Raw genomic sequence first — 14041 nt, 5'->3', positions numbered from 1 at the left:
CCCTCTGCCCGTCTCAGGACGGCGACTGCCAGTTCATCGAGACATGCCCGACGCGTACGCGCTGGGGATGGTCCCCGACCGCGACCGTGGCCACCCGCCGGCCGGTGGCGAAGCTGATGGCGCTGACCCGGTCGGCGCCGGACTCGGAGATGACACAGTCCTTGCCGTCGCCGCTGACCGTGGCCCAGTACGGCTTGGACGCCTCGACGAGCGGGCCCTCGGCCAGGGTGGCCCGGTTGACCACGGTCGCGTAGTCGTCCATGGTGCCGGCGACGCAGAGCTTGGCGCCGTCGGGGCTGATCGACAGGCCGTGGTGGCGCGAGTCGTTGACCCAGGTGGTGCGGTCGGCGCTGGTCGCCGGGTTCAGCGGCAGCGACTTGACCCGGGTGATCCGGTCGGTGGCCACGTCGTACTCGATCAGGCCGGCGAAGAACGAGACCTGGAAGTACAGCTTCGACTCGTCGGGGGTGAAGACGGCCGGGCGTACGGCGTCGGAGAGGTCGGCACGCCCGAACGCGTCGAGCCGCTGGCGCATGTCGACCGTCCGTACCACCTGGAAGTTCCTGGTGTCGGCGATCGTGATGTGGCGGTCGCCCTTGGTCCAGTCGAGCCAGGGGTCGTCGAGCGCGGTGTTCACCTCGCCGATCGAGGAGTTCCACAGGTAGCGGCCGCCGCCGGTGTAGATGTTCTCGTGCGGCTTGTCGCCGGCCGTGAAGGAGCCGAGCTGCCGTCCCGTGACGATGTCGAGCACGTGCACGGTGTTGGAGGTGGAGGCCGAGACGGCCACCGAACGGCCGTCGGGCGAGACGGCCATGTGGTCGCTGCGGTAGCCGGAGACCGGGAACCGCCACTTCAGCGCGCCGGTGGCCAGGTCGATCGAGACGACGTCGGCGAAGCTGGGCCGCGAGGCGACCAGGGCGGTGCCGTCGGGCGTGGTGTACATGTCGTCGACCAGCTGATCGTGTCCCTCGCCCGGGCCGGACCGGATGCCGAGGAAGAACGCGAGGCGGATCGGGTTGAGCGCGATCTCGGTGAGGCGCTGGTTCTTGTCGGGTACGACGTTCAGGCGGCCGATCTTGGCGTAGTCGCCGCTCGACCGGATGACGTCGACGGTGCCCTCCCAGTTGTTGCCGACGAACATGACCTCCCGCAGTTCGTCCTGTTTCGCCAGTGGCACCAACGTCAGCAGGGCGGCTGTCGCCGCCCCCACCCATCGGCCTGCGAACATGCCATCCTCCCGGGGTTACCTTGCGGTAATGACATCGAAACAAGAGAATCTTTCGGATCGATAGAGGCCGGTGGCCAAGGCCGGGCCGCCGCGTTGTGCCCCACCCACAACCGTCGCGGGAGGCGCCGATGCTGACCGAGCTGATCCGGGGCCTGGCCGCGGACGACGCCCTGGTGGACGAGGTGCTACGAGCGGCCGGCGGTCCCACGGTGGCCACCCGCGCCCAGGTGGCGGCCCTGCTCACCGCGGGCTGCGACGCCTTCCTGCGAGCCCCCGACACGCCCGTCGGCCCGGCGCACGCGGCCCGGTCGGTCGACGCCGCGTTCGGCTTCGCCGTCGACTTCAGCGCGGCCGGCCGTTTCGGCGCGGAGCTGGCGGCGCTGGGAGTGCCGGTCGCCGGGCTGATCGCCGGGGTGCACGCCGGCCGCAGCCGCCTCCTCGAGATAGCCGTCGACCGGGGCCGCGCGGCCGGCATCACGGACGAGGCCCTGCTGCGGGGACTGCTCAAACTGGAGACGTACGGGCGGGCCCTCGAACGGCATGTGATCGACGGGCACCGGGCGGCCGCGAACGGGCTCGACCGCGACGACCGCGCGGCCCGCATGCGGGTGCTGCGCCGCGTCCTGCTGAACGACCCGTCGGTCCAGGACGATCCCGAACGGTTCGGCCTGCGCGAGGACGGCCGCTACCACTGTGTGATCTCGGACGTGACCGACCCGGCCCGGGTCCGCGCCCTGGAAGAGGCGGTCGCCCACCGCGGCGGGGTCCTGGCCCCGGTGGACGGCCGCATCGCCGGCCTGACACCCCGCCTGCCCGCGGGCCGCGCCGTCGACCCACCCGCGCTGGTCATCGCCACCCCGCCGGTACCGCTCACCGACGCCCCGGCGGCCCACCGCCTCTGCCTGACCGCCCTCCGCGCCGCCCGCGCCGATGAAACCGTTCTCCCCCTCCGCCCCGCCCGCCTGGGTGAAACCGCTCCCCCGGACGGGGTCCGCTGGGTGACGGATCTCGCCGCCGAGACCGCGCTGGTCGCCCAGCCCCTGCTGGGGTCACTGCTGGCGGCGGAACTGCTGGCGGCCCTGAACCCGGCCGACGAGTTTCACCGCCAGCTGGCCTCGACCGCCGTGGCCTACCTCGACCACGGCCACCGCCTGGACCTGACCGCCGCCGCCCTGCACCTGCACCCCAACACCGTGCGCTACCGCCTCCACCGGCTCACCGAGCTCACCGGCTTCGCCGAGTCGCTGCCGGTTCCCGAGACGGTGCGGTGGTGGTGGGCCCTGCGATCCTGGTGCCGCCGACCGTCCAGATAGGACGCCCGATAACATCCCGCGCGTGGACGAGACGCTGAAGAAGCCGGGCCGCGTGCCGACGGCGGCCGAAGAGGACCGGTTCTGGGCCTTGATCGAGTCCGCCTGGCAGCGCCTCGGCCCCGAGCCGGCCGCGCTGCGCCGGGCCCTGATCGCCCGCGACCCCGACGACGACGAGGACTTCGAGCTGTACGCCCTCGACGGCTGGCTGGCCCCCTTCCTGCGCGCGCTGACCGAGCTGTCGGCCCCGCTGTCGCGCGCCGAGCTGGCCGACCTCGACCGCGTCCTGGAACGCCAACTCCACGACCTCGACCGCGCCGACATCCACGAGGTGACCGACGGCTCGGACGACGGTTTCCTGTACGCCCGCGGCTTCATCGTCGCCCTGGGCCGCGAGTTCCACGAGGCCGTACGCCGTGACCCCACCCTGGCGGTCCTGGACGCCGACTGCGAGGAGATGTGCTACTTCTTCGCCGGCCTCCACGAGGAGCGATTCGGCCGGCCCCCCGAGCGCGACTCCGGCATCTCCCGCGAGACCGGCGCCAACCTGGCCGGCTGGACCCTATAACCGCGTGGTTTCCGCTACGGCGTGACGACCCGTCCGCCCAGGGTCACCACCAGCCGGCCGTCGGAGGTGTAGGACCAGGCCAGCGCGCCCGACAGCGTGGCGCACCGGGAGCCGTTGGTGCCGGTCCAGAACTGGTTGCTGCTGTCGCTGTCGCCGACGATCTTGTCGTTGGAGCCGCTGCCGGAACGGCACGAGGTGTTCGTACGGAAAACCGATGTTCCGCCGTCGAACGAGAAATTGCGTTCCGTGTTGTCGATGCTGATGTTGTTCGCGATCGTCATCGTGCCGAGGTTCCGGTTGTACGTGAAGCCGTGCTTGCCGTTGCGGTACGCGATGTTGCGCCGGATCGTGTGGTTGACGCCGATGTCCTCGCCGCCCAGCTTGTAGCCGTTGCGGTCGCCCGCCCCGGCCTGGCTGCCGTCGCTGAGCGTGCCGTTGTTGTACGACAGCGAGTCCTCGATGGTCACCGCCCCGATCGGTCCGGTGTCCGTCTTCGTGTACAGATCCCAGCCGTCGTCGATGTTGTTGTGCGACACCGCGTACCGGAAGACGTTGCCGCCGCCGACCGTCAGCTTCGCCGCGAAACCGTCCGCGTCCTCCCCGTCGGAATCGGCGTTGTCGTGCGATTCCGCGCTGAGCACAAGATTGTTCGCCGGCCATTGCGCGTTCGGCGTGTCCGACGCGATCCGCGACAGTTGCAGACCACTGTCACGGTTGAAACGCGTGATCGTACGCTCAATGATGTTGTTGCTTCCGCCGACGAAGATGCCGTTGTCGCCGGCCCGCTCGACCACGATTCCGCGGACATGCCAGAAGTTGCCGTTCACGGCGAGACCGCGATTGGCCGGGTCCTCGGCCTGGGCCGAGAAATTCAGGACCGGGATTTCGCCGGGGTACGCGGTGAGCACTTTCCGCGCCGACGAGGTCCCGTTGTTGCCGGCCGCGATGGTGACGGTCTGCGCGAACGGATAGGTCCCGCCGCGCAGGTAGATCGTCCCGCCCGCCGCGATCCGCGTGATCGCGCTGGCCAGCGTCGTCGGCTCGGCCTGCGTTCCCGGCGCCGAGGCGCTGCCACCCGGCGCGACGTAGAGGGCACCACTGGTCGGCGGCGGGGTCGTGGGCGGTGGCGTCGTGGGCGGTGGCGTCGTGGGCGGGGGCGTCGTGACCGGTGGCGTCGTGGGTGTCGTGCCGCCCGCCGAGTCCACCACCACGTCGTCGAAGCGCCCGGCCGCCGACTCGGTCAGCAGCCCGATCCGCCCGGCCGCGATCGACGTGTCGGTCGCCGAGCCGACGCTGGTCCCGTCGACGGTCCCGCTGATCGTGCTGCCGGTGACCGTGAGCCGCAGCGTGTACCAGCTGCTCGTCGACACCGTCCGGCTGACACCGCCCAGCACCTTGACCGTGCTGCCGTTCATCGCCTCGAGCTGCACCCGGCCGGGCGTCAGCGACAGCCGGTACATCTTGGTCGCCCCGGCCGCCCGCGCCGTCAGCGCCACCACGCCCGCGCCGGAGCCGAACGACGTCGCCTTGACCCGCGCCTGCACCGCGTAGTCCGTCCACGCCGTGTCACCCGCGAACTCCCGGGCCCGCGCACTGCCGGCGTCCGACTGCTGCAACACCCGCGACCCGTCGGCGACCACCGACCAGCTGCCACCCGACTTCGACCAGCCACCGGCCCCCGACTCGAAGTCGGCCGAGAAGAGGGTGGCCGCCTGAGCGTCGGCCACGGTGAGAGCGATTCCCGCCGCCACCAGCGCGGCGGTCATTCCGGCGCCGGCGGCCCAGCGCACACGAGGGGAGGTTGACATGAGCATTTCTCCTTGGAGCGATAGACGACTCCGCGATAGCCCAGGCGCGGAAATTCACAGTAGATCTCTGCAACATTTGCCCGCGTATTTGCAGCCTCCCACAACCGCAACACAGCCGAAATATGTCACCGCCCATGCACGCCAGTCAATGCCTTGCCTTTGCAGGTTTGTTGCAGCCCACTATCTGTCTTCCACCGACATGGAAGGGCAAGCGGGGGACAGATGTCCGTTGTGCTGGTCGCCGCCTCGGCCGACGCTTCGGTCAGCGCTTCCCACCGAAGGAAGCCCGCATCCGGAGGTTGTGGTGACCCGAATCAAACGCTTGACCCTGCTCGCGCTCCCCCTGACTGTCGCCATGTTCGCCGCACCGCCGGCCGTGGCGGCACCGCCGAAAGCGACAGCCTCGTCACTCGCCCACGCCGCCCTGCGCAAGGCCCAGGCGGCCCCGAATCTGCCCTCCTACGTCACCAACTCCGTCGGCAACGCGAGCATCATCGCCGTCGGCGTGATCGGCAAGAAGGACGGCGTCTACAACGTGCCCGGCAAGTACGACGAACGACTGCAGCCGGACCAGTGGTCCCACAAGGCGTTCGGCTGGAACACGACAGGAGGCTGGTACACCGGTCCCGGCTACTGCACAGCCCAGCAGCGCTCCGACGACCGCGGCCGGACGTGGCAGGATCAACCCGACCTGGGCCCGGGCGTCCACCTGATCGGCCCGACCACCATCTACGCCATCTACGCCTACCCCTGCTAGCCGAGGCGGCGTCCGGCCTGAACCTTTGGACCGGGGCCCTCTCCTCCTCGGGAGTGAGGGCCCCGTCTGTCCTCGTCGCCCTGATCAACGCGCCTCACCCGGTATCAGCTGGCGCCGGCCGGATCGATCGCTGATGGGGCCGAGCCACGCATCCGGGCCGTCGACTGGGCCAGCCCGCCCTCAGGACCACCGTCGAGATCGTGCGTGAGCCTGCCGAGCAGCGCGCCTTCGCCGTCCATCCTCGCCGCTGGGTGGTCGAGCGAACGAACCCTGGCGTGGCTGACCGCGCGCCGCCGGCTGGCCCGCGACGACGAGCGTCAACCATCCGCCGGGCCGCATCAACGGCATGCTCCGCCGGACCGGTCAAGCAGGTGAGCGGTCAGTAGCGGTCGCGCTGGACGACGTGGGTGTCGATCAGGTCGAGGAAGGCCTTTGTGGCTCTGGTGGGTGCCGTCGCGAGGGCCGTCGCCACGGCCAGAGTCCAGGGTTCGGCCGGTGGGTCCAGCGGGACCGCCACGACCGTTGTCGTGGTTTCGGTGACCAAGGGTGGGACCAGGGCTATGCCGATGCCGGACTCGACGAAGCTGGGGACTGTGCTCAGGTCGCTGACCTCGACGGCGATCCGGCGGGTCACGCCGGCCGTTCGGAAGTCGGTGTCGGTGCGGGAGCGGTTGCAGAAACCGGTGGGCAGGTCGATGAACGGTTCGGCGGCCACTTCGGTCCGGGTGACCGTGTCGCGGGTGGCCAGCCTGTGGTGGGCCGGGACCAGCAGGCGCGGCTGGAACGTCGTGATCGGGTCGATACGTACGCCGGGAACCGGGTTTTGCACGCCGACGAAAGCGATGTCGAGCGTGCCCGCGCGCAGGCCCTCCAGGAGGCCGTCGGTGCCGGCGGCGTCGATGCTGAGGCTGAGCTGGACCTTCGGGTAACGTTCGCGGAAGTCGCGGACCAGGGAGCGCAGGTCGACCACGGTGAGACCGCTGAGGGTGCCCACGCGCAGGCTGCCGGTGACGCCACCGACGACGCCGTTCACCGCCTCGCGGGCCTGGTCGAGAGAGTCGAGGGCGCGGCGGGCCTCGGGGAGCAGGGCCTTGCCGGCCTCGGTCAGCGTGACCTTGCTGGTGCTGCGCTCGAACAGCGGGGTGCCCAGGTCGCGTTCGAGGGCGCGGATGCTGGCCGAGACCGTCGACTGGACGGCGTGGGTGCGGCGGGCGGCGCGGGTGAAGCTGAGCTCGTCCGCGACGGCGACGAAGAACTGGAGCTGGCGCTGTTCCACCCGGCCAGCTTATCGCCGAGGACGATGAGTGGGATCACAACTATTCGTTGGTGGCGGATAGCGCCGCGGGGTACTTGTTTAGCCATGAACATTCTTCTGGCCGGCTCGACCGGCTACATCGGGTCGGCGCTCCTTCCGGCCCTGGTCGCGGCGGGTCACTCGGTCACCGCGCTGGTGCGCGGCGAGGACAAGGCTTCGGTGGTACGGGGTAAGGGCGCGTCCGCCGTCGTGGGTGACATCACCGACAGCGCGCTCGTCACGCGGCTCGCGGCGGAGGCCGACGCCGTGGTGACCGTGGCGTCGCCGGGCGGTGCGAGCAGCAAGGACGACGAGACCGCCTTCGCCGACGCGGTCCTGGCCGGTCTCGGTTCGGGCAAGACCTTCCTGCGTACGGGCGGTATCTGGGTTCACGGCGAGGGTGTCGTGGACGAGGACACGCCGCGGGACGCGCCGGCCCTGACCGCGTGGCGCGAGGCGGTCGACACCCGGGTGCTCCAGGCGCCGGGCGTCCGGTCGATCCTGATCGAGCCGGGCATCGTCTACGGGCACGGCGGCGGCATCCCCAACGTGGCGGTCGCGGCGGCCCGCGCGGGCACCTTCGTCGGGCCGGGCACGCAGCACTGGACCACGATCCACGTGGACGACCTGGCCGAGCTCTACGTGGCCGCGCTGGAGCGGGCCGAGGCGGGCTCGACCTTCCTCGGTGTCAGCGGGGACAACCCGACGACCCGGGAGATCGGCGAGGCGCTGGCCCGCCGGCTCGACCTCGGCAGCGTCGTGCCCGAGACCGCCGAGGCGGTCGTGGAGCGTCTCGGCGCCTTCGGCGAGGCGCTGCTGCTCGACCAGCAGGCGACCGGAGAGAAGGCGCGCACGGTGTTGTCGTGGAAGCCGTCGCGGCCGTCGCTGCTGGCGGACATCGCGAACGGGTCGTACGACGCCTGAGGCCGTTTCACCACCCACATGGCCGGAAGCCGGGTGCGGCCTCAAGCCGCACCCGGCCGATGCCGAGAGGCGGGAGCTGCGCTTTTGCTTGTGGGCGCCCGCTGCCGCGTACAACTTTTTTAAAAAAATCTTTAAGCGTTGATCTGCTCGTGGGAGCGCTCCCGTATGGACGGGGGAAGCACGTTGGTTCTCCCATGGCGGAAGGCGCAGTCCCAATGTACAGATCCCGGTTCAACAAGTCCCGTGTGAACGCGCGCCGCTGGCAAATCGGCGCCGGAGTCGCGGGTGTCGCCGTGGTGCTCACGGGCGTCGGGCTCGGCGTGGCCTCGGCGGCGGAGACCGTGCCGACGGTGAACTGTCCACAGGTGAACAAACTCCCGGCCGTTCCGGCGCAGGCCCAGGCCGAAGTGAAGCAGAACCTGGAACTGCTGAACACGCAGATCCGGGAAGCGAACAACCGAATCGCCTCGACGGTCGGCCAGGGCGGGCCGAACTTCATTCAGAACGCCATTCTCGGCCCGCTGAAGGACAAGCGTTTCGCGACCATCAACCGCATCGAGACGGCGATCGGCCGGAACGCGGCGAAGCCGAACCTGAACGCCGAAGGGCTGTCCGGGTGCTCGCTGAACCAGAACGGCGGATCGTCGGCACAGCAGCCGGTGGCCGTGCCCGGCCCGGCGGCCGGCGGCGGGGGCCAGAACGCGGCGCTGCCCACCGTCAACTGCCCGCAGCTGACCAACCTGCCGGCCGTCCCGGCGCAGGCTCAGGCCGAGGTCAAGCGCAACCTGGAACTGCTGAACACGCAGATCCGGGAAGCCAACAGCCGAATCGCCTCGACGGTCGGCCAGGGCGGGCCGAACTTCATTCAGAACGCCATTCTCGGCCCGCTGAAGGACAAGCGTTTCGCGACCATCAACCGCATCGAGACGGCGATCGGCCGGAACGCGGCGAAGCCGAACCTGAACGCCGAAGGGCTGTCCGGGTGCTCGCTGAACCAGAACGGCGGATCGTCGGCACAGCAGCCGGTCGACGTGCCCGCCGCCGGTAACGGCGGAAACGGCGGAAACGTCGCGGTCGCCACCGTGAAGTGCCCGGCGGTGAACAACCTGCCCGCCATTCCGGCGCAGGCGCAGGCCGAGGTGCAGCGCAATCTGGAACTGCTGAACACGCAGATCCGGGAGGCGAACAACCGGATCGCCTCGACGGTCGGCCAGGGTGGTCCGAACTTCATCCAGAACGCCATTCTGGGGCCGCTGGCGGACAAGCGATTCGCCACCATCAACCGCATCGAAACGGCTATCGGCCGGAACGCCGCCAAGCCGAACCTGAACGCCGAGGGCCTCGCGCCCTGCACGCTGAACAGCTGAATCATCCCTTCCCGGCCGGCGTCCCCGCCGGCCGGGAAGTCACGCTCATCACGTGAACGCATTCCCGCCATACGGCGGGGGTAGCTTCGCGAACATGCCCGCCGACACGCCGCAGCAGAACCAGCCGCACCGCCCCCACCCGTGGAAGGTGGAGGGCGCTCCGCCCGCGCCGCCACCCGGACCGCAGAAGCCCCCGCGGTCGTCGTGGGTCCGGTTCGGCGTCACTCTGGTGATCCTGCTGGCGCTCAACTGGATCATCTCGTCGGTGCTGCTGGCGCCGCCGGAGCGCACCGCGGTGTCGTACACGTACTTCCTGACCCAGGTTCAGGCCGACAACGTCTCCGAGATCACCTCGACCGGGGAGACGATCGAGGGCCAGTTCAAGAAGGAAGTGGCCTACACGCCGAGCGGCGAGACCGAGTCGGAGAAGGTCGAGCGGTTCAGCACCGAGCGGCCGTCGTTCGCCGACGACAACCTGTTCGCCCAGCTGCAGGCCAAGAACGTCCCGGTCAACGCCAATCCGCCGGACGCGCCGGCGCCGCTGTGGCAGCAACTGCTCGTCGGTTTCGGGCCCACGCTGCTGCTGGTCGGCATCTTCGTCTGGATCGCGCGGCGGTCGGCGGGCGCGCTCTCCGGCGGCGGGCTGGGCGGGTTCGGCAAGTCCAAGGCCAAGTTGTACGAGCCGGAGGGCGGCCCCCGGACGACCTTCGCCGACGTGGCGGGCATCGAGTCGGTGGAGCAGGAAGTCACCGAGATCGTCGACTTCCTTCGTGAACCCGACAAGTACCGCAAGCTCGGCGCGCAGATCCCGCACGGCGTGCTGCTGTCGGGCCCGCCCGGAACCGGAAAGACGCTGCTGGCCCGCGCGGTGGCCGGCGAGGCCAAGGTGCCGTTCTTCTCGATCTCGGCCTCCGAGTTCATCGAGGCGATCGTCGGTATCGGCGCCAGCCGCGTCCGGGACCTGTTCGACCAGGCCAAGAAGGTCGCCCCGTCGATCATCTTCATCGACGAGCTCGACGCCATCGGCCGGGCCCGCGGCGGGTCGGCGTCGCTGGGTGGCAACGACGAGCGCGAGCAGACCCTCAACCAGATCCTGACCGAGATGGACGGCTTCACCGGCAGCGAGGGCGTGGTCGTGCTGGCCGCCACCAACCGCACCGAGATCCTCGACCCGGCCCTGCTGCGGCCCGGCCGCTTCGACCGCCGCGTCACGGTGAGCCCGCCCGACCTGGCCGGCCGCCGGCAGATCCTCGAGGTGCACACCCGCGGCGTGCCGCTGGCCCCCGGCGTCGACCTGCAGGGCATCGCGTCGTCCACGCCCGGCTTCGTCGGCGCCGACCTGAAGAACCTGGTCAACGAGGCGGCCCTGCTGGCGGCCCGCCGCCAGCACAGCCAGGTGGCGAACAACGACTTCACCGACGCCCTCGAGAAGATCACGCTGGGCACGGTCCGCGGCCTGATGCTGACCCCCGAGGAGAAGACCCGCACGGCCTACCACGAGTCGGGCCACGCCCTGCTGGGCATGCTGACCCCGGGCGCCGACCCGGTCCGCAAGATCTCGATCATCCCGCGCGGCCAGGCCCTGGGCGTCACCTTCCAGAGCCCCAACACCGACCGGTACGGCTATTCGGCCGAGTACCTGCGCGGCCGCATCATCGGCGCGCTGGGCGGCCGGGCGGCCGAGGAGGTCGTCTTCGGCGACATGACGACAGGCGCCGAGAGCGACCTCGACCAGGTCAGCAACATCGCCCGCCAGATGGTCGGCCGCTGGGGCATGTCCGACGCGATCGGCCCGGTCACGGTCCTGCCCCCGCCCGGCCAGGAGTCCCCGTTCGGCTCGGACAACATCGCCCCGGCGACCCGCGAGCTGATCGACGCCGAGGTCCGCAAAATCGTCGAGGAGTGCCACGCCGAGGCCCTGTCGGTCCTCCGAGCCCACCGCGACCAGCTGGACCGCCTGGCCCACCGCCTCCTGGACACCGAAACCCTGGACGAGGCCGACGCCTACGCCGCCGCCGGCGTAGACCGCGACACGGCCCCGGGCGCGGTGGCCCGAGGCGAGGCCCCCGGCACCAGCCCGGCCCCCGGCCTGCCCGTCTCGGTCTCCCCGGAATCGGCAGCGGTCAGCTCGGCCACGTCACCTTCCGACTGACCCACGCCCGCTTTCGTCTTCTCCCGATGCCGGGGACCGTGCGCTGGTCCCCGGCATCGACGCATGGACGGAGAGCGCCGCTACCGAGGCAGGGCCACGACGACGGTGGCGGCCTGGCCCTCGCCGAACTCCCAGCCGGCGATCACCGTTGCGGCGCGCATCGCGTCGAGCAGGGTGCCGTCGGTGCGAGGGCGTGGCAGCAGGCGGGGGTATTGACGGTAGTTCTCGATGTGGGCGGCGCCGAGCGGCAGGTCGCGGCCCGGCGCCACGGTGCCGGCGGCGTCGAGGACGAACAGGGAGCCGGCGTAGTCGGGGATCCATCGTTCCGGGCCGAGCCGGTCGTCGCCGCTGTCGCCGGACCGGCCGGCGACCGGGGTCGCCAGCTGGTCCGGCGTGATGTCGTCGAGGGCGTCGCCGGCCGTCTCGTCGTCGTGATGGAACACCGCGTAGGTGGCCGCCGGGTCGAACTCCCCCAACGGACGCCCGAGCAGCAGTTCGAACACGTGACTGAGCGATGTGGACACGCGGCCAACCTGGACCATCAGCCGAGGAGGGCGTTCACCCACGGGTTGCGGAAGGTGCCGTGCGGGTCGAGACGCTGGGCCAGGGCCTGGAAATCGGCGAAGTGGGGGTACTGGGCGCGGATCACCGCCGGGTCGGTGGTGAAGACCTTGCCCCAGTGGGTGCGGGGGTCGACGGGGGCCAGGGCGGCCTCCAGGGCGGTCACCACCGGGAGCACAGCGTCGGTGTCGGCGATCCAGGTGAAGTGCAGGGCCACGCTGTCGCGCTCGTAGTTGGGGCTCAGCCACAGGGTGTCGGCGGCGATCGTGCGGACCTCGCAGACCTGCAGGACCGGGGCGATCTGGTCGCGGATGGCGGCTACCGCGTCCAGGGCGGCCAGGCCGTCGGCGCGGGCCACGTGGTATTCGGACTGGAGCTCGGAGCCGTTGCTCGGGGTGAACTCAGGCTTGAAGTGGGGCAGGCGGGTGTACCAGGGGCCGGGGACGCCGGCCTGCTCGGTGCTGTTCGTGGCCGGCATGCCGGGTACCGGGTGGCGCTTCTCGGGGGCGGGGGTGGCGCCGAACCACGGGCCCTCCATCGCCTCGGCCCGCTTGAGCCAGACGTGGTTGATGTCGGCGCTGGTCCAGTCGGTGAACAGGCTGACGCTGTAGCCGTTGCCCATGATCTCGTCGAAGTGGGCGCCCAGTTCGTCCCGGGTGAGGCCGTCGTAGACGTACTGCCGCAATTCGAATGAGGGTACGACGTCGAGGGTGAGCGCGGTGACGACGCCGAGCGCGCCGAGGCCGACCACGACGCCCTCGAAGTCGGGGTCGCCGCGGTGGAACGTCACGGGCTTGCCGGTGCCGTCGATCAGCTCGACCGACGAGATGGCGGCGGCGAGGTTCTTGTTGCGTTCGCCGGAGCCGTGGGTGGCCGTCATGATCGCGCCGGCCACGGAGATGTGCGGCAGCGAGGCCATGTTGCCCAGGGCCAGGCCGTTGTCGTAGAGGAAGGCGGCCAGCTCGCCGTAGCGGACGCCGCCGTCGACGCGCACGGACCGGCGGTCGGCGCTGATCTCCAGGACGCGGGGCAGGCCGGCGAGCGAGACGAGCGTGCCGTCGGTGTCGGCCATCCGGTTGAAGGAGTGCCCGCTGCCGAGAACGCGGATCGGCCCGCCGGCCGCGACGATCTCGGCCACCTCGTCGACGGACGTGGGGCGCAGGACCCGCCGCGCGCCGAAGACGATGTTGCCGGCCCAGTTCGTTACTAGCTCGCTCATCAGCCCAGCGTAGGAGGAACCGCCCCGAACATAAAGATCAACTTTTTACCCGTACGTCATGACGATGAGTTTCAGGCGCATAACCGGTCGTACCGTTCATGACGACCTTCGCCCTGCCCGCAAGGCTCCACCGATCGGACATTTCGCCCTTATGTCGAGAAATCGGGTCGGGCTGCGGCGTCGTGGTCGTCGACGTCAGCGCCGTCACCGACCCTACGGTGATCACCATCGAGGCGCTGGCCCGGCTCAAGCTCGCCGCGCGCCGGCACGGCCGCGAGCTCAGAGTGCGAGGTGCGAGACCCCGTTTGACGGAGCTCGCATCACTGCTCGGCCTGGAGGGCGTCCTGATGGAGAGGTAGGGAGCGTTTGGAATGTTGATCGTTCGTTGAGCCCGCGTGGCGCGTGGTGACCTGACGAATGATCAATGGGCCAAGCTCGAGGCGGTGTTGCCCGAGGTGCGGATGGGACGCCCGCCTCGGGATCGCCGGACGGTGATCAACGCGATCCGCTGGCGGCTGAGGACTGGGTCGCCATGGCGGGACATGCCTGAGCGGTACGGGCCTTGGGAGACCGCGTACGGGTTGTTCCGGCAGTGGCAGCGCGATGGCGTCTGGGTCGAGATCGTGGCCAGGTTGCAGGCGGCGGCTGACGCCGAACCCAACGACCACGCCCTCGGCCGGTCACGTGGCGGGCTGAGCACAAAACCGCGTCTGGCCTGCGAGCACGGTGAGTGGCTCCGATGACTTACCAAACACTCCCTAGCTTGAGTTTTAACGTGCAGCTGTGCGGCATCGACCCCGGCTGATCATGAGGACAGCCCTTGATCGATCATCTCTTCTTGTCTAGGGAAGAA

Annotated in this window: 12 protein-coding genes and 1 pseudogene; 8 read left to right on the top strand and 5 right to left on the bottom strand. The window is 70.2% G+C overall.

Going from position 1 to position 14041, the window contains the following annotated elements; genetic code table 11:
• Window positions 1-13: 13 nt before the first annotated feature.
• Window positions 14-1141, bottom strand: a complete 1128-nt coding sequence (locus AB0C26_RS45230; protein WP_360261276.1) for a YncE family protein — start codon at window positions 1139-1141, stop codon at window positions 14-16.
• A 215-nt stretch (window positions 1142-1356) separates the two neighbouring features.
• On the opposite strand from AB0C26_RS45230, the gene AB0C26_RS45225 reads away from it, so the two are divergent.
• Both AB0C26_RS45225 and AB0C26_RS45220 read left to right on the top strand, forming a co-directional pair.
• Window positions 1357-2541: a helix-turn-helix domain-containing protein gene (locus AB0C26_RS45225; protein WP_360261228.1), complete on the top strand. Its 1185-nt coding sequence runs from the start codon at window positions 1357-1359 to the stop codon at window positions 2539-2541.
• A 22-nt stretch (window positions 2542-2563) separates the two neighbouring features.
• Window positions 2564-3106, top strand: coding sequence for a DUF4240 domain-containing protein (locus tag AB0C26_RS45220; RefSeq protein ID WP_360261226.1), 543 nt, complete (start codon window positions 2564-2566; stop codon window positions 3104-3106).
• A gap of 14 nt (window positions 3107-3120) precedes the next feature.
• Here AB0C26_RS45220 and AB0C26_RS45215 read toward each other — a convergent pair whose 3' ends face one another.
• Window positions 3121-4914, bottom strand: a complete 1794-nt coding sequence (locus AB0C26_RS45215) for a cellulose-binding protein (protein WP_360261224.1) — start codon at window positions 4912-4914, stop codon at window positions 3121-3123.
• A gap of 304 nt (window positions 4915-5218) precedes the next feature.
• On the opposite strand from AB0C26_RS45215, the gene AB0C26_RS45210 reads away from it, so the two are divergent.
• The gene (locus tag AB0C26_RS45210; RefSeq protein WP_360261222.1) at window positions 5219-5671 is read left to right on the top strand and encodes a hypothetical protein; all 453 of its coding nucleotides are present in this window, start codon (window positions 5219-5221) and stop codon (window positions 5669-5671) included.
• Window positions 5672-6050: 379 nt separating this feature from the next.
• Here AB0C26_RS45210 and AB0C26_RS45205 read toward each other — a convergent pair whose 3' ends face one another.
• The gene (locus AB0C26_RS45205) at window positions 6051-6947 is read right to left on the bottom strand and encodes a LysR family transcriptional regulator (RefSeq protein WP_360261220.1); all 897 of its coding nucleotides are present in this window, start codon (window positions 6945-6947) and stop codon (window positions 6051-6053) included.
• 84 nt (window positions 6948-7031) lie between these two features.
• On the opposite strand from AB0C26_RS45205, the gene AB0C26_RS45200 reads away from it, so the two are divergent.
• The 3 genes from AB0C26_RS45200 to ftsH all read left to right on the top strand — a co-directional run bounded on the left by AB0C26_RS45200 (window position 7032) and on the right by ftsH (window position 11408).
• The gene (locus AB0C26_RS45200; protein WP_360261218.1) at window positions 7032-7889 is read left to right on the top strand and encodes an NAD-dependent epimerase/dehydratase family protein; all 858 of its coding nucleotides are present in this window, start codon (window positions 7032-7034) and stop codon (window positions 7887-7889) included.
• Window positions 7890-8134: 245 nt separating this feature from the next.
• Window positions 8135-9256 (top strand): hypothetical protein, encoded by a 1122-nt coding sequence (locus AB0C26_RS45195; protein ID WP_360261216.1) that lies wholly within the window; start codon window positions 8135-8137, stop codon window positions 9254-9256.
• A gap of 94 nt (window positions 9257-9350) precedes the next feature.
• Complete coding sequence (ftsH, locus tag AB0C26_RS45190; protein WP_360261214.1) at window positions 9351-11408, top strand: ATP-dependent zinc metalloprotease FtsH; 2058 nt, start codon at window positions 9351-9353, stop codon at window positions 11406-11408.
• 80 nt (window positions 11409-11488) lie between these two features.
• On the opposite strand, the gene AB0C26_RS45185 is transcribed toward ftsH, so the two are convergent.
• Both AB0C26_RS45185 and AB0C26_RS45180 read right to left on the bottom strand, forming a co-directional pair.
• Window positions 11489-11932 (bottom strand): hypothetical protein, encoded by a 444-nt coding sequence (locus AB0C26_RS45185; protein WP_360261212.1) that lies wholly within the window; start codon window positions 11930-11932, stop codon window positions 11489-11491.
• Window positions 11933-11949: 17 nt separating this feature from the next.
• Window positions 11950-13188: an FAD-binding protein gene (locus AB0C26_RS45180; RefSeq protein ID WP_360261210.1), complete on the bottom strand. Its 1239-nt coding sequence runs from the start codon at window positions 13186-13188 to the stop codon at window positions 11950-11952.
• A gap of 98 nt (window positions 13189-13286) precedes the next feature.
• On the opposite strand from AB0C26_RS45180, the gene AB0C26_RS45175 reads away from it, so the two are divergent.
• Entirely contained in the window at window positions 13287-13547 is a 261-nt protein-coding gene (locus tag AB0C26_RS45175) for an STAS domain-containing protein (RefSeq protein ID WP_360261208.1), read from the top strand.
• Window positions 13548-13583: 36 nt separating this feature from the next.
• A pseudogene (locus AB0C26_RS45170) lies at window positions 13584-13919 on the top strand (transposase); the annotation flags it as partial.
• Window positions 13920-14041: the final 122 nt, after the last annotated feature.

Origin of the sequence: Actinoplanes sp. NPDC048796, from assembly GCF_040650035.1 — a bacterium.
GTDB lineage: Bacteria > Actinomycetota > Actinomycetes > Mycobacteriales > Micromonosporaceae > Actinoplanes.
The sequence above is the reverse complement of the archived record's forward strand: the minus strand, read 5'-3'. Positions and strand labels throughout refer to the sequence as shown.